We start from the raw sequence: 20,553 nt of genomic DNA, 5'->3' as shown, positions 1-20,553 counted from the left end.
CCGCGGAGGCCACCAGGACTTCATCGGTGAAGTGCTGGCCGAGCGTAAAATCCATCACGAAGTAACGTTCCGGCTGGCCCGGGTAGATCCCCACGTGTCCCAGCTTCAGTGCCTTGAGGAACACATCCTTGGTCAGCTGGCTGCGGTTCTCCACGCCGAAGACCTTGTGCAGGTGCTCATCCTTGAGGGCGTTGCAATGGAACTGCAGGTATTCCTGCGGGCTGGTGCCTTCCTGGTCCAGCTCCTCGGCGATCATGTCCCGGACCTCGTCCACCAGTTCGGGCAGGAACCGCAGGCGGTAGTCCACCTTGCGCAGTGCGGCTTCGTCAAAGTGGTCGTGGGCGGTGATGTTCAGGTCGAGTTCCAGTGGATGGCCGCGCAGCTCATGTTTGGCGGCGATCAGGTGATCCCTGCCGTGATTGAGCTCAATCTCGCCAAAGTGCTGGCTCGCTACCTTGTTCATATTCTCAACATAGACCCGAACAGCGGTGCATTCCAGCGTTCAGGCCTAATTCACTGAGGTGCGCATTCCGGCGAGCGTCTCTGCCAGCAGGTCGACAAACAGCTGCACCCGTGCGGTTTTCCGGTCATTGATCAGCAGCGCGAAAACGTTCCGGGCCAGCCGGATTTCGGGAACGTCCAGCACCACCACACCCGCCGGCTTGTTCCGCAGTGCCAGCTCGGGAACCAGCGCCGCCCCCAGTCCTGCGGCTGCCATCTCCAGGCTGGCGTGGAAGTCGTCGCTGTGCGCCACCACGCGCGGATGAAGGTTGCAGCCCGCGAAGAGCCGTTCAATGACCATGGCGTCGCTGGTGCCGGGGTGGTGCATGATCCAGGGCATCTCGGAGAGATGGTCTGCCGCCACCTTCGCATCCGGACGGAAGCCCCAGCCCGCGGGCAACACCACCCGGAAGTCATCGTCGCCGATCCATTGCCTGTTGATGGTGGCGGGCCAGGCCACGCCGGTCTGCCCCACCTGGAAGACCACGGCGAGGTCCAGTTCACCGCCGGCGCGCAGCCCCTGGATGGTCTGGCCCGGCTCGGCCACGGACACTTTGAGGTCGATGCCCAGGTTCTTCCACGCGGGTTTCTTCAGGATCCGCGGCAGGACGTACGTGGCCAGGCTGGGGAAGATTCCGAGCCGGAGTTCCTGGCTGGCGCTGTCCTGGGTTTTGGCGGCGGCAGCCATCAGCGCCTCGATGTCCGTCAGCACCTTGGCCGCGTGCCGGGTCATTACGACGGCGGCCTCCGTGGGGACCACGCTCCGCGCCGAGCGCTGGAACAGGACGACGCCGGTGTCGCGTTCCAGGGCGGACATCTGTTGGGAGACGGCAGAGGCCGTATAGCCCAACGTTGACGCGGCGGCTGCGAACGAGCCCAGCCGCGTGACCTCCATCAGGGTCTTCAGGTGTACCGGATTTACCACCAGCCCACAGTACTGCACCCATCCGCGCCATCACCGGCTTCGAATTGCCCTCTGTATATCCAACCATTGGCAAATGTTCAGCAGAGGAGCATGAATTGTCACCAGACCCAGCAGCAGGTGGAGGCGGAAGACGACGGCGCGTGGCCGTCATCGGTAGCGGCGTGGCCGGACTGACCGCCGCCTACGTCCTTAACAGGCAGGACGACGTCACGCTCTTCGAAGCGGATTCCCGGCTGGGCGGCCATGCCCACACCCACGACATGCCACAACCTGACGGCACGATCCTTGGCGTGGACACTGGTTTCATCGTGCACAACGAGCGGACCTACCCCACACTGCTGCGGCTGTTCGCCGAGCTGGGCGTCGAAACCCAGGACTCGGAGATGAGCATGTCCATCCGCTGCGACGGCTGCGGGCTGGAGTATGCCGGCGCGCGTGACGGTGCCCGCGGAATCTTCGCCCGCCCGTCCAGCCTGCTGCGGGGCCGGTACCTGCTGATGCTGCTGGAGATCACGCGCTTTTACCGCAAGGCACGCACGCTGCTGAACACCGCGCCTGCCGCCGCCGTCAGCGGCGAAGCCGACATTCCGGAACTGACCCTCGGCGAGTTCCTGGCCCGCGAAAACTTCAGCCCGTACTTCGTCTCCCACTTCATGACCCCGGTGGTCAGCGCCGTCTGGTCCTGCGACCCCACTACGGCGCTGGCCTACCCGGCACGGTATCTCTTCACGTTCCTCCGCCACCACGGAATGCTTGGCGTCAAGGGCTCCCCGCAGTGGCGTACCGTCACCGGCGGTTCCGGCCGGTACGTGGAAAAACTGGCCGCCACCCTGGCTGACGTCCGGCTCAACACCCCTGTCACCGCCATCCGGCGGCTGCCCAGCGGCGTGGAACTCGCAACGGACCGTGGGCTGGAAGACTTCGACGCCGTCGTGGTTGCCACGCACCCGGCCCAGGCACTCGGCTTCCTGGCCGACGCCACGCCTGACGAAAAAGAGGCATTGGGCGGGATGCCCTACTCCGTCAACCACACCGTGTTCCACCAGGATCCTGCTGTGTTGCCCTCCGCCGAGAACGCGAGGGCGTCCTGGAACTACCGGCTCCCGTCCTGCGGGGCCAGGCCGGACAAGGTCCTGGTCACTTACGACCTCACCCGCCTGCAGCGGCTTGAACCCGGGGACGGCCGCCCCTACCTGGTGAGCCTGGGGGAGTCGGAACTGATTGCCGGCGACGCCGTGCTCGAACGCATGGTCTACGAGCACCCGCAATACACCCCGGAATCACTGCAGGCCCAGCAGGCGATTGCTGCGCTCAGTGACAGCCGCATTGCCTATGCCGGAGCGTACCTGGGCTGGGGCTTCCACGAGGACGGTGCGCTCTCCGGCGTCCGGGCCGCCGAAAAGCTGGGCCGGCACTGGGTTCCCGTGCTGCCCGCTTCCGTTACGGCCGCCGGGCCTGCAGCGTCGGATGACGGCGGGCGGAAACTTGCTGCAGCGGGCGAACCTGCATGACCACCGGCTCAGCCATCTACCGCACCTCCATCTCCCACGTGCGGCACAGCCCGCTGAAGAATGCGTTCACCTACCGCAGCTACAGCTGGCTGGTTGACGTTGACCGGCTTCCCCGGTTGCCGTTCCTGCTCCGGCCGCTGGCCGTGTTCCGCGCGGGAGACCATCTGGGGGATCCGGACGCCACCATCCGCTCGAACGTGGAGCGGTACCTGCGGACGCAGGGGGTAGAGCCCGACGGCGGCGCCATCCACATGCTGGCCAGCGCCAGGGTGTTCGGCTACGTCTTCAACCCGCTGACCCTGTTCTGGTGCTACCGGTCCAGCGGCGAGCTGGAATGCGTGGTGGCGGAAGTCCACAACACCTACGGCGAACGCCACTGCTACCTGCTGCGGACTGATCCTGCGGGCCGGGCCTCCGTCCCCAAGGCCTTCTACGTCTCACCCTTCAATGACGTGGACGGCCAGTACCGCATGAAGCTGCCCGCTCCGGATGACCGCCTGGCTGTGTCGATTGTGCTTGAGCGGGAAGGCCACCGGCCATTCGTCGCCACCATGGACGGCCGCCGGCACCCGGCCAGCGTTCGCAACATTCTCGCCGCGGCGGTCGCCGTACCGGCCGCGCCGCTTCTCGTATCCGCACTCATCCGGGTGCAGGGCATCAAACTCTGGGCACGCCGGCTGCCCGTCGTCGCCCGACCACTTCACCCCTCACAGGAGGCAGTTCAATGACACTGATAGACGATAACGGGACTGCAGCTGCGCTCGGGGACAAAGCCCTGCGGCACACTCCCGCAGCGTGGACCGCTGCAGGTGTGCCGGCGTCGCCCTCCACCATCGACGGCGAGGTGTGGCCCGGTGTGGCCCAGCCGCCGTCGGGCGCCAAAGCGGCCGTGGCCGGAAAGGCCGCCGGACTCCTCTTCAAAGGCGCCGTTAAGCGCCTGTCCCTGCGCGTCGCATATCCGGATGGATCCGTCCTGGGCATCGGCGGGGAGGACGCGCCGGTGATGACCATGCGCCGTCCGGAGGCGTTCGAAGCCCGGATCGGCGCCCACGGCCTGATCGGCCTGGGTGAGTCCTTCATGGCAGGGGACTGGGAAGCCGATGACCTGGCGGGTGTCCTGGAGGTGTTCGCCGCTTCCGTTGGCACCCTGATTCCGGCGCCGCTGCAGACGCTGCGGTCCCTCTACCTGCCGCGCACGCCCCGGCAGGAGCGCAACGCGGAGCAGAACACGCGGAGCAACATCTCGCGGCACTACGACCTGTCCAACGATCTGTTCTCCAGCTTCCTGGATGAAACCATGAGCTACTCATCAGCGCTGTTCCCGCTCCAGGCTGGTTCGCTGTCCTCGGTGGGATGGGACGCGCTGGCGGGAGCACAGGCGGCCAAGATTGACAGGCTGCTGGACAAAGCGGGGGTGGGCGCCGGAACGCGGCTGCTGGAAATCGGCACCGGATGGGGTGAGCTGGCCCTGCGGGCAGCGGCCCGCGGGGCCACCGTTTACAGCGTCACCCTGTCCAGCGAGCAACAGGCGCTGGCCCAGGACCGGATTGCGGCCGCCGGTTACTCGGACCAGGTCACGGTTGCCTTGCAGGACTACCGGGCTGTGGAAGGCGAGTTCGACGCCGTCGTCTCGGTGGAAATGATCGAGGCGGTGGGCTACGAATACTGGCCCATCTACTTCCAGACCATCGACCGCGTCCTCGCGCCGGGCGGCAGGGTGGCCATCCAGGCGATCACCATGCCGCACGGCCGGATGCTCGCCACGCGCAACGCCTACACCTGGGTGCACAAATACATCTTCCCGGGCGGATTCCTGCCGTCCGTCCGCGCCATCGAAGGCGTGACGCAGCAGCACACCACGCTGAGGGTGCGGGAGCGGATGGGCATGGGGGACCACTATGCCGCCACCCTCCGGCTGTGGGAGGAACGGTTCCTGGAGGCTTCCCGCGACGTGGGCGGACTGGGCTTCGACGCCGTCTTCCAGCGGATGTGGCTGTTCTATCTCTGCTACTCCAGGGCAGGATTCCAGTCCGGTTACCTGGACGTGCAGCAGATCGTGCTGGACCGCCGGGAGGCGCAGCTCTAACTTCCGTGCGTTTGGTCACCAGGAGGGGTTCCGAAGGTCACTTCGGGGCCCCTTTGTGGTGTGTTTACGCAGGTCACCACCAGGACCGACACGCCGTCTTTTCCACGACACGCTGGGCGTTAAATGTGGCTAAGTACTCCACAGCATGTGGATTCCGTCCGCGAAATCGCCGGGATTCCGGACATTTTGGCGGCCCCTGCCTGTGGATTAAAGGTGCATTAAATGACATACTTGTAATACATCATCTTGGGGTTCCTAAGAGGCGTCTGCACTAGATGTAGTATCTAGATACAGCTTGGGCGGGAACACCGGACGAGCAAGTTTTCCAGAAAAGGGGACAGGAACCATGACCGTAACGGTTTACACGAAGCCTGCTTGTGTTCAGTGCAACGCCACCTACCGCGCGCTCGACAAGAAGGGCATCACCTACCAGAGCGTTGACATCTCCCAGGACGCCGAGGCCCTCGAGCGCCTGAAGTCGCTGGGCTACATGCAGGCGCCCGTTGTGGTCACGGACCAGGACCACTGGTCAGGCTTCCGTCCGGACAAGATTGAAGAACTGGCGCTTTCCGCCGTTTCCTCCGTGGCCTAAGGGGCACGTTTTTCCTGCCGGCAACCAGCAACCAGCTGAGGTGACTCCCATGGCAGCACCAACAGCACAGCAGAACCACACGGCTCGACAAATTCACGCGGCTCAGCGCGTGGAGGTGTCCCCGCCGGCACCGCAGCAAGATGCCGCAGGACAGGTCACCACCGGCAGCCAGCTCATCTACTTTTCCTCGGCATCCGAGAATACCAGCCGCTTCGTGTCGAAGCTTGGCCGCGATTCTGCCCGGATTCCGTTGTACTCCAGGGATGCACCCCTCCTCGCCACCCGGCCTTTTGTGCTGGTGGTGCCCACCTACGGCGGCACCGGGGGAGAGGGCTCCGTTCCCAAGCAGGTCATCCGGTTCCTGAACAACCCGCAGAACAGGCAGCTGCTCCGCGGGGTCATCGGCGCCGGCAACACAAACTTCGGGGACAACTACTGCCTGGCGGGGGACATCATTGCCGCCAAGTGCGGAGTGCCGCACCTCTACCGCTTCGAATTAATGGGCACGCCAGACGACGTGTCCCGTGTAAACAATGGATTGGACACGTTTTGGACACGACTGTCGCAGACACGGAAGTAACCAGGGCCCAAAAGCCTGAGATGCCGGCCGCCTACAAGGGCCTGGGCTATCACGAGCTGAACGCAATGCTGAACCTGTACGGCCCCAACGGCGAGATCCAGTTTGAGGCTGACCGCGAGGCTGCGCACCAGTACTTCCTGCAGCACGTTAACAACAACACCGTGTTCTTCCATGACCTGGAAGAGAAGCTCGAGTACCTGGTCAAGAACGACTACTACGAGCGCGAAACGCTGGACCAGTACACGATGAACTTCATCCGTGACCTGTTCAACCGTGCGTACAAAAAGAAGTTCCGCTTCGAGACCTTCCTGGGCGCGTTCAAGTTCTACACGTCCTACACGCTGAAGACCTTCGACGGCAAGCGTTTCCTGGAGCGCTACGAGGACCGCGTCTGCATGGTTGCCCTGCATCTGGCGCGCGGCAACGAGCAGCTCGCCCTGCAGATGGTGGACGAGATCATCGAGGGCCGTTTCCAGCCGGCCACGCCCACGTTCCTGAACGCGGGCAAGAAGCAGCGCGGTGAGCTGGTCTCCTGCTTCCTGCTGCGCATCGAAGACAACATGGAGTCGATCGGCCGTTCCATCAACTCGGCGCTGCAGCTGTCCAAGCGCGGCGGCGGCGTGGCTTTCGCCCTGACCAACATCCGTGAGGTGGGCGCGCCCATCAAGCAGATTGAGAACCAGTCCTCCGGCGTCATCCCCGTCATGAAGCTCCTCGAAGACAGCTTCTCCTACGCCAACCAGCTCGGCGCCCGCCAGGGTGCCGGCGCGGTGTACCTGCACGCGCACCACCCGGACATCTACCGCTTCCTGGACACCAAGCGCGAGAACGCTGACGAGAAGATCCGCATCAAGACCCTCTCGCTGGGTGTTGTCATCCCGGACATTACGTTCGAGCTGGCCAAGAAGGACGAGGACATGTACCTGTTCTCGCCGTACGACGTTGAACGCGTCTACGGCATGCCCTTCTCGGATGTCTCGGTCACCGAGAAGTACTACGAGATGGTGGACGATTCCCGGATCAAGAAGACCAAGATCAAGGCGCGCGAGTTCTTCCAGACCCTCGCCGAGATCCAGTTCGAATCCGGCTACCCGTACATCATGTTCGAGGACACGGTGAACCGGGCCAACCCGATCGACGGCAAGATCATCATGTCCAACCTGTGCTCCGAGATCCTCCAGGTCTCCCAGCCCACCACGTACAACGATGACCTGTCCTACGACGAGACCGGCAAGGACATCTCCTGCAACCTGGGCTCGCTGAACATTGCGAAGACCATGGATTCGCCGGACTTCGGCCTGACCATCGAGACGGCCATCCGTTCCCTCTCGGCGGTGTCGGACATGTCCAACATCACCTCGGTGCCGTCCATCGCCAAGGGCAACGACCAGAGCCACGCCATCGGCCTGGGCCAGATGAACCTGCACGGCTACCTTGCCCGCGAGCGGGTCCACTACGGCTCCGAAGAGGGCCTGGACTTCACCAACATCTACTTCTACTCGGTGGTGTACCACGCCATCCGGGCCTCCAACCTGCTGTCCATCGAGACGGGCCAGACGTTCGGCGGCTTCGAGAAGTCCAAGTACGCCTCGGGTGAGTTCTTCGACAAGTACACGGAGCAGGAGTGGGTGCCGCAGACCGAGAAGGTCCGCGAGCTGTTCAAGAACGTGCACATCCCCACGCAGGAGGACTGGCGCACGCTGAAGGCTTCCGTCATGGAGCACGGCATCTACAACCAGAACCTGCAGGCCGTACCGCCGACGGGCTCGATCTCCTACATCAACAACTCCACCTCCTCGATCCACCCGGTGGCGTCCAAGATTGAAATCCGCAAGGAAGGCAAGATCGGCCGCGTCTACTACCCGGCGCCGTATCTGACGAACGACAACCTGGAGTACTACCAGGACGCGTACGAGATCGGCTACGAGAAGGTCATCGACACCTACGCGGCTGCCACGCAGCACGTAGACCAGGGCCTGTCCCTGACGCTGTTCTTCAAGGACACCGCCACCACGCGCGACATCAACAAGGCCCAGATCTACGCCTGGAAGAAGGGCATCAAGACCATCTACTACATCCGTCTCCGCCAGCTCGCGCTGGAAGGGACCGAGGTTGAGGGCTGCGTCAGCTGCATGCTTTAGTTGCACCTTCAACTAACTTGTGAAGTACGACGGCGGGCGCCCGCCCGCCGTCGTACGCTTTAACTTAGAGAAACCCACCCAACGTTTAGGGGATGACATGACCGAGAAGGTCAAGCTGCTGAGCCACGTCGAGGCCATTAACTGGAACCGCATCCAGGACGACAAGGACGTAGAGGTCTGGAACCGGCTCGTCAACAACTTCTGGCTGCCGGAGAAGGTGCCGCTGTCCAACGACGTCCAGTCATGGAACACCCTGACGCCCGCTGAGCAGCAGCTCACCATGCGCGTATTCACCGGCCTGACCCTGCTGGACACCATCCAGGGTACCGTCGGCGCAGTTTCGCTCATCCCGGATGCGCTGACCCCGCACGAAGAGGCCGTGTACACGAACATCGCGTTCATGGAGTCGGTGCACGCAAAGAGCTACTCCTCCATTTTCTCCACGCTGGCCTCCACCAAGGAGATCGACGAGGCGTTCCGCTGGTCCACTGAGAACTCGAACCTTCAGAAGAAGGCGCAGATTGTCATGGACTACTACCAGGGCGACGACCCCCTGAAGCGCAAGGTCGCTTCCACCCTGCTGGAAAGCTTCCTGTTCTACTCCGGCTTCTACCTGCCCATGTACTGGTCCTCACGCGCCAAGCTTACGAACACTGCTGACCTGATCCGCCTGATCATCCGCGATGAGGCTGTACACGGCTACTACATCGGCTACAAGTTCCAGAAGGGCCTGGAAGGGCTCTCCGAGGAACGCAAGCAAGAAATCAAGGACTACACGTTCGAACTGCTCTTCGAGCTGTACGAAAATGAAGTCCAGTACACGCACGATCTTTACGACGGCGTCGGCCTGGCCGAGGACGTCAAGAAGTTCCTGCATTACAACGCCAACAAGGCGCTGATGAACCTCGGCTACGAGGCAATGTTCCCGTCCTCCGTTACTGACGTGAACCCTGCCATCCTCTCGGCGCTGTCCCCGAACGCTGACGAGAACCACGACTTCTTCTCCGGGTCCGGTTCTTCCTACGTGATCGGCAAGGCAGTCAACACCGAAGATGAGGACTGGGACTTCTAAGTCACTGCTCGTCCAGAAATGTCCCGACGGGGTTCCGTCGGGACATTTCCTTTTAACGTCCGCCTGACGGCCTGCGTGTGAGATCGGAAGCTAGTTGGCGATTTGGCGACTAGCTGGCGATTCGGGACCGGAAGACTTGCGAAAACCGGTCTAGTTGGCGATAAGTCATTGGCCAACTTCTGCAGATCCTGACGCAACTGGGCCCGTCGTGTCCGGCCGATCTTCGTATGGAGCGGGCATGCAGAGAGCACTGAGTACCGGCTGATACATGTGGACGGCTTTGCTGCCTCTACCCGTAGCCGTCGTAGGCGAGCCATGGACGGACGATACTCCGACTGCCCGGCGCGCGCCTTGATCGAGCCCATGTTGGGCTGCTAGGCGAGTCGTGCGTTGACCGCACTCGAGGAGAACACTTGATTCACCAACAGCGAGGACATTCCACGGATGCCGGCATCCTCGCCCAAGCTCGCCAGGCGGACGTCCAGGTGCCGGGTGGCTCGAGGGAGAGACATGGGATAGAGCGTTTCCCGGATTCCGCCGATCAGTGATGACGACGCCAGATCGCCGGCGATGAGAAGGACGGCTGGATTAAGCAGGCAAACCACTGTGGCCATTACTTCGCCCAGGCGCCGGCCGGCCTCGTGCGTGAGCCGCATAGTGTCCATGTTTCCGGCGACGAGCTGCTCGCGGACGTCGCGGCCGGAGGAGCTGCTGATGCCTAGCTCGGTGAGTTTCCGGGCGATGGCACCGCCGCTGGCACCGGCAGCGAGGCATCCGAAGGAGCCGCACTGGCATTGTAGGTCAGCGAAGGCGGGGTGGCGGACGTGACCGATGTCGCCGGCTCCGCCGTCCACACCTTGGTAGACCTTCCCGTCAATCACCAGGCCGGTGCCGATGCCAGTAGATACCTTAACCAGGCACAGCGAGCCGATGCCCGCAAACCCCGCACTGTACTCGCCCACGGCCATGGCGTCGGCGTCGTTCTCCACCAGGACGGGCACGGGGAATACTTCCTGGATGAATTCGACGACCGGGTAGGCGTCCCAGCCGGGCATGATGGGCGGCTGGGAGGGCCGGAGCGTCTGTGGGTCGACGGGGCCGGGGATGGAAATGCCGACTCCTGAGACTCTCGCGATGGGGGTCTTCGAGAGCTTCAGTAGCCGTTGCGCCGCTTCGGTGATGGCGCGCAGCACCTTCTCGGGACCATCAGCCACAGCCATATCCAAGTGCTCGTCCACCAGGATTGTGCCCCCAAGGTCCGTGAGGGCCACGCGACTGGAAGTGGTTTCCACCGAGGCGGAGATGGTGCAGGAGTGCTGGAGATTAAAAGCCAAGTCCGTGGGCCGGCGGCCGCCCGAAGGCCTGGCAGTTCCCGCTTCCCGGATGAGATCGGCCTTGAGCAGGCTGTCCACACGCTGGGCAACGGTCATCCGGGACATGCCCGTTTCTTCCTGGATGTCACCGCGCGTCCGGGCCTGCCCGGCCCGGATCAGTTGAAGGACATCCCCGGGTCCCACATACATAAAAGGCTCCTACCGCTCAAAAGGCACTCTTGCAATCCTAGGTGCTCCAGCAGGGCATATGCCAAAGGCTGTTCCGCTCATGTCGATTGGCCCTGCAGCTAATGCTAGACAACTAGGCAACATTTGGATAGCCTTTAGGCACAAGTTCCGGCCTGTGACTGCGCTCACAGGCCGGGCGACGTTTCAGCACCTGCTCCGACGGCGCGGCCGAAGTGGTCCGCCCGGAAGAAAAGGAGCGAGCGCGCGAATCGCGGCACCACATCCGGGGCCGTCATAGACAGGAGCATCTAAGTGATGAAAACCAGAGGCCGGTCCACGATGACCGTACTGACTGCGGCGTCATTGACCATGGCAATGCTGGCAGGCTGCACGCAGAACGAAGGCACGACTGACGGTGAAAGCGCCAACGGTGAGGCCCAGGCCATCACTGTGTGGACGGCCGACACGCTCCCTGACCGGGTAGCCAAAACCGAGGCCATCATCGAAAAGTTCACTGCTGCCACAGGAGTGAAGGTTGAGTTGGTGGGTGTCCCTGAAGACCAGTTCAACCAGGTTTTGACCTCCTCGGCCGCGGCAGGGGACCTCCCGGACGTTATTGGCTCCATTTCCCTGGCACAGGTGCGCACACTCGCGGCCAACGACCTTGTGGACGCCGACACCAACAAGTCGATCGTCGAGAGCTTGAACGAAAGCACTTTCTCCCCCCGTGCCCTTGAGCTGACCCGTGATGGCGATCAGCAGCTTTCAGTCCCGGATTCTTCATGGCAGCAGCTGCTCTACTACCGCAAGGACCTCTTCGAGAAGGCCGGCATCGCAGCGCCGAAAACCTACGACGACATCAAGGCAGCGGCGGAGAAGCTGGACACCCCTCAGCTGGCCGGCATCGCGGCGGCGAACAAGCCAGGCGAGGCATTCACCCAGCAGACCTTCGAGCATATTGCCCAGGGAAATGGCTGTGAAATGGTCAATGACCAGGGCGATATCACCTTCGACAGCCCGGAGTGCGTGGGAGCACTGGAGTTCTACCGTGACATGCTCCGCGATTACTCCGTTCCTGGCGCCCAAGACGTAGATACCGTCCGGGCTTCATACTTCGCGGGCCAGGCAGCAATGTCCATCTGGTCCACCTTCCTGTTGGATGAGATGGCCGGCCTGCGCAACGACGCTGCCCCCACGTGCCCTGAGTGCGCGGCAGACCCAGCCTTCCTTGCCAAGAACACCGGCGTTGTCACGGGCATCCAGGGCCCCGACGGTGACCAGCCTGCCCAGTTCGGAGAGGTCGTCTCCTGGACGGTCACCAAAGATTCCGCCTCCGATTCTGCCCGCAAGTTCGTGGAGTACTTTATGACCGAGGGCTACGTTGACTGGCTCTCCATCGCCCCTGAGGGTCGGCTCCCGGTCCGTGCCGGTACCGCAGAGAATCCCACCGAGTACGCAGACAAGTGGAAGACGATGCCTGCAGGCGTGGACAAGAAGGAGCCCCTGGGCAATTTCTACTCGCAGGACGTACTCTCCGCTTTGGAGCAGGGTCCCGATGAGCTGCGGCGCTGGGGCATCACCCAGGGCCAGGGTGACCTGGTAGGGGCAGCGCTGGGCGAATTGCCCATTGCCAAGGCCGTCAGCGATGTCACCTCCGGCGGCGTCGACCCCCAGACCGCTGCCAAACAGGCCGCGGAATCCCTTAAGTCCATCAAGGATTCATTGCAGTGAGTTCCACCAAGAAGGGCGCTTCTGCAGGTCCGGCGGCATCGGCCGCCGGCCTGCGGGGGCTCCGCAAGCTTTCACCGATGGCCCGGGAAGAACAGCGCGCCGGCATCACCCTGCTTTCCCCCACGCTGGTCCTGGTCTTGGTCATGGTGGTCCTGCCGATCCTCTGGACCCTGGTCCTCGCCTTCCAGCGGGTCCGGATCCTGAATATCCGGACGGCGGGCATTTTTGGTCCCTACACCTTGGCCAATTTCGACAACGTGTTCTCAAGCAGTTTTTTCACTTCGCTCGGCACCACGCTCGCTTACTCCATTTTTGGCACCGCCGGAGCCATCATCCTCGGCCTCGTCGCGGCACTCGCCCTTCGAAAGCCCTTTAAGGGCAGGACCTTGATCCGCGCCTCCATGCTGATCCCCTATGTTTCGCCCATCGTTGCTGTGACTTTCACCTGGACCACCATGCTTGACCCCCAGTTCGGCCTCATCAACTACTGGGGCAAGCGCCTGTTCGGCTGGGAGGAATCAATTCCGTTCCTCAGCGAACGTGCCAGGGAAGTGTCAATCCTGGGCCTGAACGTAGAGGTCCCCACCGCGCTGATCGCCGTCATTGTGTTCGAGATGTGGCGGTCTTTCCCGTTTGCCTTCCTGTTTCTTACCGCCAGGCTCAACGCCGTACCGGAGAGCCTGGAAGAGGCCGCCCGGGTTGACGGTGCCACTCCCATCCAGCGGTTCTTCCACATCATCCTTCCGCAACTCCTGCCCACGATCGCCATGCTCTCCGTCCTACGCTTCATCTGGACGTTCAACAGCTTCGATGACATCTACCTGCTGACCGGCGGTGGCGCTGGAACCGAAGTAGTGGCAGTGACCGTGTTCAACTTCCTGACAGCCCGCGGCGACATCGGTGCAGCATCCGCCCAGGCCCTCATCCTGGCCCTCATCCTGGGCCTCTTCGTGGGAATCTACATCAAGTTCTTTGCCAAGAAAGAGGAGGTTTCCTGATGGCTGTTCCTGTCGAAACGCGGCGCCCGGCCTCCCCATCAAGGCCGCCCGAGGGCTCCCGATGGACCCGGGACGTCATCGAAACAAGAATCTTCGCTGTGCTCCGCTGGGTTGTGATTATCGGCCTGGTGCTGGTGACCCTGTTCCCGTTCTACTACATGTTCATCCTCTCCATCCGGCCCCTGGACTCGCTGCTCAGGGACCCGGGCTCGCTGGTCATCCCGTTCGGCGAACTCAACTGGAGCTCCTACCAAAATATCCTCACGCCTCAGGAAGACGGCGGGCAGGGCTTCCTGAAGTTCATGGGCAACAGTGCAATGGTGGCGCTGGGCACCGTGCTGATTTCGCTGATAGTCGCCATCCCGGGCTCCTACGCCATCAGCCGGCTCAACTTCTTCGGCCGCCGCCAGGTCAGTGCCCTGTTCCTCGCCGTCTACCTGTTCCCCAGCATCCTGCTGGCCATCCCGCTGTTCACCTTCTTCACCCGGCTCGGACTACGCGGACAACTGGTAGCGCTTCTGATCGTGTACGTTGCCCAAGTCATCCCTGTGACCATTTACATGCTGCGCAACTACTTCGACACCATTCCCACCAGCCTTGAGGAAGCCGCCGCTCTGGACGGGTGCAGCAGGCTCGGCGTGCTGCGGCGGATCAGCCTGCCGCTGGCCATGCCCGCGATCATCTCCAACGGCCTGTTCGTTTTCATGATCGCCTGGAACGAATTCCTCTTCGCCTTGCTGTTCCTGGTCAACACCAGGCCCAGCTGGACCGTCTCGCTGGGCCTGTCCCAACTCGCGGGAAGCATTGAAGTTCCCACCACCGTGCTGATGGCCGGCTCAGTGATCCTCACCCTGCCCATCATCATCATCTTCTTCGCAGCCGAACGCCTCCTCACCGAGGGCCTCACCGCCGGGGCTGAGAAGGGGTGATGGGCCAGCAGGACAGCAGCGCTGGGCAACACGACGGGACCACGGCGGGACTCGCCGACGACGTGCGCCACCTGATGGAGGCGCACTGGCGCCCGGACCACGGCTACAGCGTGCCCAATCCCGGCACCTACCCGCACCTGTGGCTGTGGGACTCATGCTTCCACGCCATCATTTGGGCGAGGCTGGGCGACAGCCGGGCCTCCCTCGAGCTCGAAGCCGTCCTGGCCGGACAGCTGGCGAACGGGATGGTGCCGCACATGCGCTACGGCGGCGAGGGCCCGGATACCTGGCTTGGTCCGCTGACCGGAACGTCCTCGCTGACCCAGCCGCCGATGTTCGGGCACACACTCAGGGTCTTGGCCGGGACGGGCATCGAACTGCCCCAGGCCCTCCTGATGCAGGCCCGGGAAGGACTGGACTGGCTGTGGCATAACCGGCGCAGCCCGGAGGGGCTCATTTATGTGGTGCACCCCTGGGAGGCCGGCAACGACCATTCGCCGCGCTGGGATGACTGGGGCGCTCCGGGCCGGACCAAGGAGGGCTACAGCCGCCCCGCCCGGACGGCCTGGAACAAGGAGCGCATGCAGGACGTCTCCTTCTCCGACGACGGCGCAGCCACCTGGTCCACCAGCTTCGTGGCGTGCCCGGCAGCGTTCAACGCCTACACCGCCTTCAACTTCCGCGAACTCGCCACAGTCACGGGCGACGCGGAGCTTGAGGACAGGGCGGCGGAACTGGCTGCTGCCATGGATGAACACCTTTGGGACGGGGAGGAACGGCTCTGGTCCGACCTTTCCGTGGTGGGCGGCGGACCGTCAGCCAGGATCCCCATCAGCGACGGCGTCATGGGCGCCCTGGTCACGGCGGACGAAACCAAAGCACGGGCCGCCCTGGACCAACTGTCGGACCCGGCCAGGTTCGGCGCGGCGTTCGGCCCGGCCAACGTGGCCAGGAACCACCCTGCCTATGATCCGGACATGTACTGGCGCGGCCCGGCATGGCCGCCGCTGAACTATCTCTTCCAGCAGGCCTTCAAGCGGTTCGGCATGGAGCAGGAGGCCGCCGCGCTCACGGAGCTCACCGCGAAGGGTGCCACCGCCAGCGGCTGGGCCGAGTACTGGAATCCCGAGAACGGGCGCGGCCTCGGCGCGGTGCCCCAGACCTGGGCCGGCCTCGTCATTGCCATGCAGCAGTAACAGCCACGACGGCGGCGCGGGCCAGACACGCGTGGCCCGCGTCGTTCGGGTGGACCGTGTCCGCATCCAGCATGGAGGCAGCGTCCCAGCCGTCCGGCTCCACGACCACAACGCCCCGATGTGCGGCAGCGATGCGCCTGAGCTCCAGGTTGTAGGTGTCCACCAGTGCGTTGGAGCCGCGGTTGTGGGGCGCGTGCAGGCTGAAGTCCACCAAGTGCGGTTGGGCGAGGGCCACCACCTGGGCCTCGGGGGAGGCCTGCCGGAAAGCGCCGAAAATGGTCCGCAGCGCGTCCGCATACTGCTCGAGGGACGACGGCGAATCCCCGCCCAGACGCAAATCGTTCAATCCCGTCATCAGCAAGTAGAGAACGGCGGGCGGGGGAGGGGCGGCCAGCGTGAGCGCCGCTGTTCCGGTGCTGCTGCTCCCACCCACGCCCCGGTTGTCCAAGTCCAGCCCGAGCCGGGCTGCCACCAGGGCTGCGAGGCACGAGGTCTTGGTGGAGGCACCGTCCCCGTCCACCCATGAATGACCGTATGAAACCATCTGCCGCACGCGGCACCTGCCCTTCACTGCCAGCGAGTCCAAGGTGGAGCAGCGCCTGCTGGTAACGTTATCAACAACAACCGCCTGATTGGAAGCCGATGAGCCACACTCCTCCCCGCAGCTACGACAAATTCCCCACCGTCACCGTTCCCGGCAACCACCGGGCCTGGTCGGGCAAGGAGGTGTGGAGCGAATTGGCCCAATCCGGCAGCAGTCCTCTCGTGGTGGACACCTACCCCGGTGTGGACCTGGACGAACTCGCGGCGACCCTCACCAAGGCACTTCCGGAACACCGGATCCTCAACGTGGAGGAGCTTGCCGCCCACCCCATCAGCCGCATCGATGAGCTGATCGCCGCCAACCTCACCGATGACAGGGTCTTTGGCGTCATGAGCCACCACACCCTGGTGGACTTTTACGACGCCGGAAGGCTGGCGGATCTCGGACGCCAGGCATCGGCGTCGGACGGTCCCGTTGTACTGGTGGGCTGGGGTGCAGCACTGGTGCCACTGGAGGACCGCACGCTGGTCCTGGCGGACATGGCCCGGTGGGAACTGCAGCAGCGGCAGCGCGCCGGTGCCCCCAATTGGCGCTGCGACAACGTCGGCGAAGACAACCTGCGCAAGTACAAGCGGAGCTTCTTTGTGGAGTGGCGCGTGGCGGACCGGCACAAACGGCAGCTGTTTTCGGCCGTCGACTACGTCCTGGACACCAACCGCGGCGTCGCAGAGGCCAAGCTGATCACCGGTAGTGCCTTCCACCAGGGGATGGCGGCCGCCGCTGCCGCCCCGTTCCGCGTCGTGCCGTTCTTCGACCCCGGGGTGTGGGGCGGGCAATGGATGAAGCAGGTGATCGGCCTGGATAGCGACGCCGAGAACTACGCCTGGTGCTTCGACTGTGTCCCGGAGGAGAACAGCATCCTCCTGGAGGTGGGCGGGGAGATCGTGGAGTTGCCGTCGGTGGACGTGGTGTTTACCCAGCCGGCCGCCCTCCTGGGACCGCAGACGTACGCCCGGTTTGGCGCCGAATTCCCCATCCGCTTCGACTTCCTGGACACTATGGAGGGCGGCAACCTTTCCCTGCAGGTGCACCCGCTTACGGACTACATCCAGGACCGCTTCGGCATGCACTACACGCAGGACGAGAGCTACTACATGCTGGACGCCGGGCCGGACGCCGTGGTGTACCTCGGACTGAAATCGGGCACCGATCCCCAGCAGATGCTCGAGGCTCTAAAGCAGGCGTCCGACGGCGGCACGCAGTTCCCGGCGGAGGATTACGTTAACGCCTTCCCGGCGAAGAAGCACGACCACTTCTCCATCCCGGCCGGCACCGTGCACTGTTCCGGTGCAAACTCGATGGTGCTGGAAATTTCCGCCACCCCATACATTTTCACGTTCAAAATGTGGGACTGGGGCCGGGTCGGCCTGGACGGCCGCCCACGACCCATCCACGTGGACCACGCGAGCTGCAACATCCAGTGGGACCGCGACACCGAGTGGGCGCGCGAACAGCTGCTGAACCAGGTGCAGGAGCTGGGCTCTGGGCCGGGGTGGACGGAGGAGCGCACGGGCCTGCACGAACTGGAGTTCATTGAGGTGCGCCGGCACTGGTTCGCGGACGTCGTGGAGCATGACACGAACGGCACGGTTAACGTGCTGAACCTGGTGGAGGGCCCGGAAGCGGTGGTGGAAAGCCCTTCCGGCAGTTTTGCTCCTTTTGTGGTGAGCTACGCCGAAACGTTCATCATTCCGGCCTCTGTTGGCGCTTACACCATCCGGCCGCATGGCGCTGGCGTCGGGCAGAAGCTCGGAACCGTGAAAGCCTACGTCCGCGGCACGGAGACCGCGCTGCCGGTGAAGGTCTCGGCCCAGTAGGCGGCGCCAATGAGGCCGGCTTCCTCGGAACGCTGCGCCCGGGTGATGGGAAACGTTGCCAGAGCCGGGACCGCCAGTGCCAGGCCTTTGCGGATGGCAGGTTCCACGATGTCCCAGGAACCTGCCATCGAACCGCCGATGATCAGGACTTCGGCGCCGAAGCTCGAAAGGTACGGGCCCACCGCTTCGCCCACAGCCGAGAAGGCCTGCTCCAGCACGGCGGCGGCCACAACGTCTCCTTCGCGGGCGGCAGCTGCGATCTCGTGAACGTCCGGAGTGCCGGCGTCAGGACTTGCTGAGGAGTACGCACGGCGGATCGCCCGGCGGGAAATTGTGTCCTCAAGCGCACGTCCCCGGTACTGCAGCAGGTAGCAGCTACCATCCGGCGGAACGTCGTTTCCGGTCTTGACCGGCACGCCGCCCTGCATGAAGCATGATCCCACGCCTGTTCCCAGCGTGATGCAGGCGGCCCGGTGACTGTTGCCCGCGGCGCCCAGCACGAACTCACCCATACCGAAGGCGTCTGCATCATTGAGGAAGGCCATGCTCTGCTGGGCCGGACCCAGCCGGCGCGCAAGTCCCGCCCCGACATCAACGCCGCGCAGCTGGTCAAACTTTCCCACGTCGGCGTAGCGGGCTATGCCATGGTGGTAGTCGAACGGCCCTGGCAGTGCCACTCCCCAAGCACCACTGTGCTCGTCACCCAGATCCCTGGCCGCCTGGGCGAGCTCGGCCAGCAGAACGTCGGCGGAGGCACGGGCGTCCAGGTGTCGGCGAACCAGGCTGCCGGGCTGGACCTGCCAGCCACCCTCAGGCCCCCGGACCTTGGCGGCCGTCACATGGGTGCCGCCGATTTCCAGGACCGGCCTGAGCAAACTGTCATCCTTCATGCGCCCTCCCGGCACTTGGTAACGTTGACAGCGCCGGGCAGGAACCTGCCTTGTGGCACCGCCGAAAGAATCTTCTGGGTATGAACATGTCCCGCAGCAAAGCGTCCCCTGCAAAGGTCGGTGCCCCCGTCCGGGGTGCGGTCAAAGGTGCCCCCACCGTCCGGGACGTCGCCGCGCTGGCCGGAGTCAGCCCCATGACGGTCTCCAGGACCATGGCCGGTGGCCTGAACGTCCGGCCCGAGGTCCAGGACCGAGTACGTGACGCGGTGGAAAAGCTTGGCTACCGGCCCAACCAGAGTGCCCGGAATACACGGCTCAGGAAACCCACAGGCCTGATCGGTATCGCCGTCACCAACCTGGACAACCCCTACTACGGACGCTTCGCCCTGGGTGTCCAAAAGGTCGCGTCCGCCCACGGGCGTCAGATCGTCGTGGGCAGCAGCGGGGAGGACCCGGCGCTGGAAGAGCAGCTGCTCAGGGAGTTCGCCGGCCGCCAGCTGGAAGGCCTCATCCTGGTACCCGCAGGCAACGGGCTGAACCAGGGCGCCGTGCAGCAGTTGGGCAATATTCCACTGGTTTTGGCCACCCGGACAGTGGAAGGCCTGGAGTGTGATGCAGTTTTGGTGGAGGACGTTGCCGGGGCTGCGGCCGGGACCGCGGCCCTTCTCGAGGACGGCCACCGCCGCATCGGCTTCCTGGGGGACGTGGACGGGATCTCCACCGCGCGGCGCCGCTTTGAAGGCTTTCGGCAGGCGCTCGAAAGGGCAGGAGCCGGTTTCGATCCCGCGCACCTGGCCAAGGCCCGCGACTCGGAGACCGCGGCTGAGGCCGTGGGCAGGCTCCTCGCCGGCCCGCATCCGCCCACCGCTTTCTTCTCCGCCAACAACCGCACCACAGTGGGGGCATTGCGGGCTATCTGCGAACGGCGTGACCGTGCTGCGCCGGGCTCCAGGCTGCCCACGCCGGTTCCCGCACTGGCGAGCTTTGACGACGTCGAACTGGCCGACCTGCTGGGTGTCCCGCTGAGCGTGATGTCCCACGATCCGTGCGAACTGGGTGCCGCCGCTGCGGACCTGCTGTTCGAACGGCTGGCGGGAACGGCCGACGGCGGCCCGCGGCTGGTTCAGCTGCCGGTCACCGTGCGGCGCTTCTAGCGGGGCTGTCGCGGCACGCACCCTAGGCGGTCGTCAGGATCTCGGCCACCCGGACCAGCCGCTGCTCACGGACGGACTGAGCCGCTGCTTCCACCAGAGCCTGGACCCTGAGGGCCCGCTCCGCATCTGCGGTTACGGGCGTGCCCAGCCGGACGGCGTCGGCGAATTCCCGGCGCAGCACTGGCCAGCATTCGGCGTGATCCATGCCCGCGGTGGTGTAATCCAATGTCCCTGCGGCCGAGTAAACGCTGAGCGTGGTCCTCACCTGGGCAAGCTGCACGGACCCCGAGATGGCCGCTTGTCCCGTAGCGCCGCCGTCGTGGT

19 protein-coding genes are annotated in these 20,553 nt (G+C 64.1%); 13 read left to right on the top strand and 6 right to left on the bottom strand.

Annotation, left to right across the window (positions count from 1 at the left end; all coding sequences use genetic code 11):
- Together P2Q66_RS01215 and P2Q66_RS01210 are read right to left on the bottom strand one after the other, a co-directional pair.
- On the bottom strand, positions 1–463 hold a 463-nt coding region (locus P2Q66_RS01215; RefSeq protein WP_275724933.1), incomplete at its 3' end, for a DUF2004 domain-containing protein.
- A gap of 45 nt (positions 464–508) precedes the next feature.
- Positions 509–1,426 (bottom strand): LysR family transcriptional regulator, encoded by a 918-nt coding sequence (locus P2Q66_RS01210; RefSeq protein ID WP_079596422.1) that lies wholly within the window; start codon positions 1,424–1,426, stop codon positions 509–511.
- A 95-nt stretch (positions 1,427–1,521) separates the two neighbouring features.
- Here P2Q66_RS01210 and P2Q66_RS01205 point away from each other — a divergent pair, with 95 nt between their 5' ends.
- From P2Q66_RS01205 to nrdF, 7 genes are all read left to right on the top strand, one after another.
- On the top strand, positions 1,522–2,937 hold the full coding sequence (locus P2Q66_RS01205; RefSeq protein ID WP_275724931.1) for an FAD-dependent oxidoreductase: 1,416 nt from the start codon (positions 1,522–1,524) through the stop codon (positions 2,935–2,937).
- On the top strand, positions 2,934–3,665 hold the full coding sequence (locus P2Q66_RS01200; protein WP_275724930.1) for a DUF1365 domain-containing protein: 732 nt from the start codon (positions 2,934–2,936) through the stop codon (positions 3,663–3,665). Before P2Q66_RS01205 ends, P2Q66_RS01200 begins: the two co-directional genes overlap by 4 nt.
- Positions 3,662–5,023, top strand: a complete 1,362-nt coding sequence (locus tag P2Q66_RS01195) for a class I SAM-dependent methyltransferase (RefSeq protein ID WP_275724929.1) — start codon at positions 3,662–3,664, stop codon at positions 5,021–5,023. The genes P2Q66_RS01200 and P2Q66_RS01195 overlap by 4 nt, the downstream gene beginning before the upstream one ends.
- 346 nt (positions 5,024–5,369) lie before the next feature.
- Positions 5,370–5,615 carry a glutaredoxin-like protein NrdH gene (nrdH, locus tag P2Q66_RS01190; RefSeq protein WP_066276552.1) on the top strand — a complete coding sequence of 82 codons (246 nt, stop codon included), beginning with the start codon at positions 5,370–5,372 and terminating at the stop codon, positions 5,613–5,615.
- Between the two features lie 109 nt (positions 5,616–5,724).
- Complete coding sequence (gene nrdI / locus P2Q66_RS01185; RefSeq protein ID WP_275724938.1) at positions 5,725–6,195, top strand: class Ib ribonucleoside-diphosphate reductase assembly flavoprotein NrdI; 471 nt, start codon at positions 5,725–5,727, stop codon at positions 6,193–6,195.
- Positions 6,196–6,215: 20 nt separating this feature from the next.
- A complete protein-coding gene (gene nrdE, locus P2Q66_RS01180; protein WP_275724936.1) occupies positions 6,216–8,336 on the top strand; it encodes a class 1b ribonucleoside-diphosphate reductase subunit alpha in 2,121 nt (706 codons plus the stop codon).
- A gap of 97 nt (positions 8,337–8,433) precedes the next feature.
- The gene (gene nrdF, locus P2Q66_RS01175; RefSeq protein WP_050054849.1) at positions 8,434–9,408 is read left to right on the top strand and encodes a class 1b ribonucleoside-diphosphate reductase subunit beta; all 975 of its coding nucleotides are present in this window, start codon (positions 8,434–8,436) and stop codon (positions 9,406–9,408) included.
- A gap of 374 nt (positions 9,409–9,782) precedes the next feature.
- On the opposite strand, the gene P2Q66_RS01170 is transcribed toward nrdF, so the two are convergent.
- Positions 9,783–10,931: an ROK family transcriptional regulator gene (locus P2Q66_RS01170; RefSeq protein ID WP_115525691.1), complete on the bottom strand. Its 1,149-nt coding sequence runs from the start codon at positions 10,929–10,931 to the stop codon at positions 9,783–9,785.
- Positions 10,932–11,225: 294 nt separating this feature from the next.
- Between P2Q66_RS01170 and P2Q66_RS01165 the strand changes: the two genes are divergently transcribed.
- The 4 genes from P2Q66_RS01165 to P2Q66_RS01150 are packed head-to-tail and all read left to right on the top strand — an operon-like array spanning position 11,226 to position 15,764.
- Positions 11,226–12,641: an extracellular solute-binding protein gene (locus P2Q66_RS01165; RefSeq protein WP_275724934.1), complete on the top strand. Its 1,416-nt coding sequence runs from the start codon at positions 11,226–11,228 to the stop codon at positions 12,639–12,641.
- Positions 12,638–13,639 carry a sugar ABC transporter permease gene (locus tag P2Q66_RS01160; protein WP_275724924.1) on the top strand — a complete coding sequence of 334 codons (1,002 nt, stop codon included), beginning with the start codon at positions 12,638–12,640 and terminating at the stop codon, positions 13,637–13,639. Before P2Q66_RS01165 ends, P2Q66_RS01160 begins: the two co-directional genes overlap by 4 nt.
- Positions 13,639–14,568: a carbohydrate ABC transporter permease gene (locus tag P2Q66_RS01155; RefSeq protein ID WP_115525694.1), complete on the top strand. Its 930-nt coding sequence runs from the start codon at positions 13,639–13,641 to the stop codon at positions 14,566–14,568. The genes P2Q66_RS01160 and P2Q66_RS01155 overlap by 1 nt, the downstream gene beginning before the upstream one ends.
- Complete coding sequence (locus P2Q66_RS01150) at positions 14,568–15,764, top strand: trehalase family glycosidase (RefSeq protein WP_115525695.1); 1,197 nt, start codon at positions 14,568–14,570, stop codon at positions 15,762–15,764. The genes P2Q66_RS01155 and P2Q66_RS01150 overlap by 1 nt, the downstream gene beginning before the upstream one ends.
- Here the strand turns inward: P2Q66_RS01150 and P2Q66_RS01145 are convergent.
- Entirely contained in the window at positions 15,745–16,308 is a 564-nt protein-coding gene (locus P2Q66_RS01145) for an SGNH/GDSL hydrolase family protein (protein WP_275724921.1), read from the bottom strand. The two genes, P2Q66_RS01150 and P2Q66_RS01145, sit on opposite strands and share 20 nt — an antisense overlap.
- Positions 16,309–16,406: 98 nt before the next feature.
- Here P2Q66_RS01145 and P2Q66_RS01140 point away from each other — a divergent pair, with 98 nt between their 5' ends.
- Positions 16,407–18,185: a class I mannose-6-phosphate isomerase gene (locus P2Q66_RS01140; RefSeq protein WP_275724919.1), complete on the top strand. Its 1,779-nt coding sequence runs from the start codon at positions 16,407–16,409 to the stop codon at positions 18,183–18,185.
- On the opposite strand, the gene P2Q66_RS01135 is transcribed toward P2Q66_RS01140, so the two are convergent.
- The gene (locus P2Q66_RS01135; RefSeq protein ID WP_275724918.1) at positions 18,134–19,075 is read right to left on the bottom strand and encodes an ROK family protein; all 942 of its coding nucleotides are present in this window, start codon (positions 19,073–19,075) and stop codon (positions 18,134–18,136) included. The genes P2Q66_RS01140 and P2Q66_RS01135 overlap by 52 nt on opposite strands.
- A gap of 80 nt (positions 19,076–19,155) precedes the next feature.
- Between P2Q66_RS01135 and P2Q66_RS01130 the strand changes: the two genes are divergently transcribed.
- On the top strand, positions 19,156–20,229 hold the full coding sequence (locus P2Q66_RS01130) for a LacI family DNA-binding transcriptional regulator (RefSeq protein ID WP_275724916.1): 1,074 nt from the start codon (positions 19,156–19,158) through the stop codon (positions 20,227–20,229).
- A 22-nt stretch (positions 20,230–20,251) separates the two neighbouring features.
- Here the strand turns inward: P2Q66_RS01130 and P2Q66_RS01125 are convergent.
- Positions 20,252–20,553 (bottom strand): hypothetical protein (locus tag P2Q66_RS01125; protein ID WP_275724914.1); only part of this gene is annotated, 302 nt, incomplete at its 5' end.

Origin of the sequence: Arthrobacter sp. Cr_A7 (assembly GCF_029222765.1) — a bacterium.
Classification (GTDB): Bacteria; Actinomycetota; Actinomycetes; order Actinomycetales; family Micrococcaceae; genus Arthrobacter.
Note: the sequence above shows the minus strand (reverse complement) of the source record. Positions and strands in the feature narration are given on the sequence as shown.

Excerpts from the sequence above, each read along its gene's own strand:
- P2Q66_RS01145 (WP_275724921.1), bottom strand. The coding sequence starts at position 16,308 with ATGGTTTCATACGGTCATTCATGGGTGGACGGGGACGGTGCCTCCACC.
- P2Q66_RS01130 (WP_275724916.1), top strand. The coding sequence starts at position 19,156 with ATGAACATGTCCCGCAGCAAAGCGTCCCCTGCAAAGGTCGGTGCCCCC.
- P2Q66_RS01170 (WP_115525691.1), bottom strand. The coding sequence starts at position 10,931 with ATGTATGTGGGACCCGGGGATGTCCTTCAACTGATCCGGGCCGGGCAG.
- P2Q66_RS01200 (WP_275724930.1), top strand. The coding sequence starts at position 2,934 with ATGACCACCGGCTCAGCCATCTACCGCACCTCCATCTCCCACGTGCGG.
- nrdF (WP_050054849.1), top strand. The coding sequence starts at position 8,434 with ATGACCGAGAAGGTCAAGCTGCTGAGCCACGTCGAGGCCATTAACTGG.
- P2Q66_RS01135 (WP_275724918.1), bottom strand. The coding sequence starts at position 19,075 with ATGAAGGATGACAGTTTGCTCAGGCCGGTCCTGGAAATCGGCGGCACC.
- P2Q66_RS01140 (WP_275724919.1), top strand. The coding sequence starts at position 16,407 with ATGAGCCACACTCCTCCCCGCAGCTACGACAAATTCCCCACCGTCACC.
- P2Q66_RS01195 (WP_275724929.1), top strand. The coding sequence starts at position 3,662 with ATGACACTGATAGACGATAACGGGACTGCAGCTGCGCTCGGGGACAAA.
- P2Q66_RS01155 (WP_115525694.1), top strand. The coding sequence starts at position 13,639 with ATGGCTGTTCCTGTCGAAACGCGGCGCCCGGCCTCCCCATCAAGGCCG.
- nrdE (WP_275724936.1), top strand. The coding sequence starts at position 6,216 with ATGCCGGCCGCCTACAAGGGCCTGGGCTATCACGAGCTGAACGCAATG.
- P2Q66_RS01165 (WP_275724934.1), top strand. The coding sequence starts at position 11,226 with ATGAAAACCAGAGGCCGGTCCACGATGACCGTACTGACTGCGGCGTCA.
- nrdH (WP_066276552.1), top strand. The coding sequence starts at position 5,370 with ATGACCGTAACGGTTTACACGAAGCCTGCTTGTGTTCAGTGCAACGCC.
- P2Q66_RS01150 (WP_115525695.1), top strand. The coding sequence starts at position 14,568 with ATGGGCCAGCAGGACAGCAGCGCTGGGCAACACGACGGGACCACGGCG.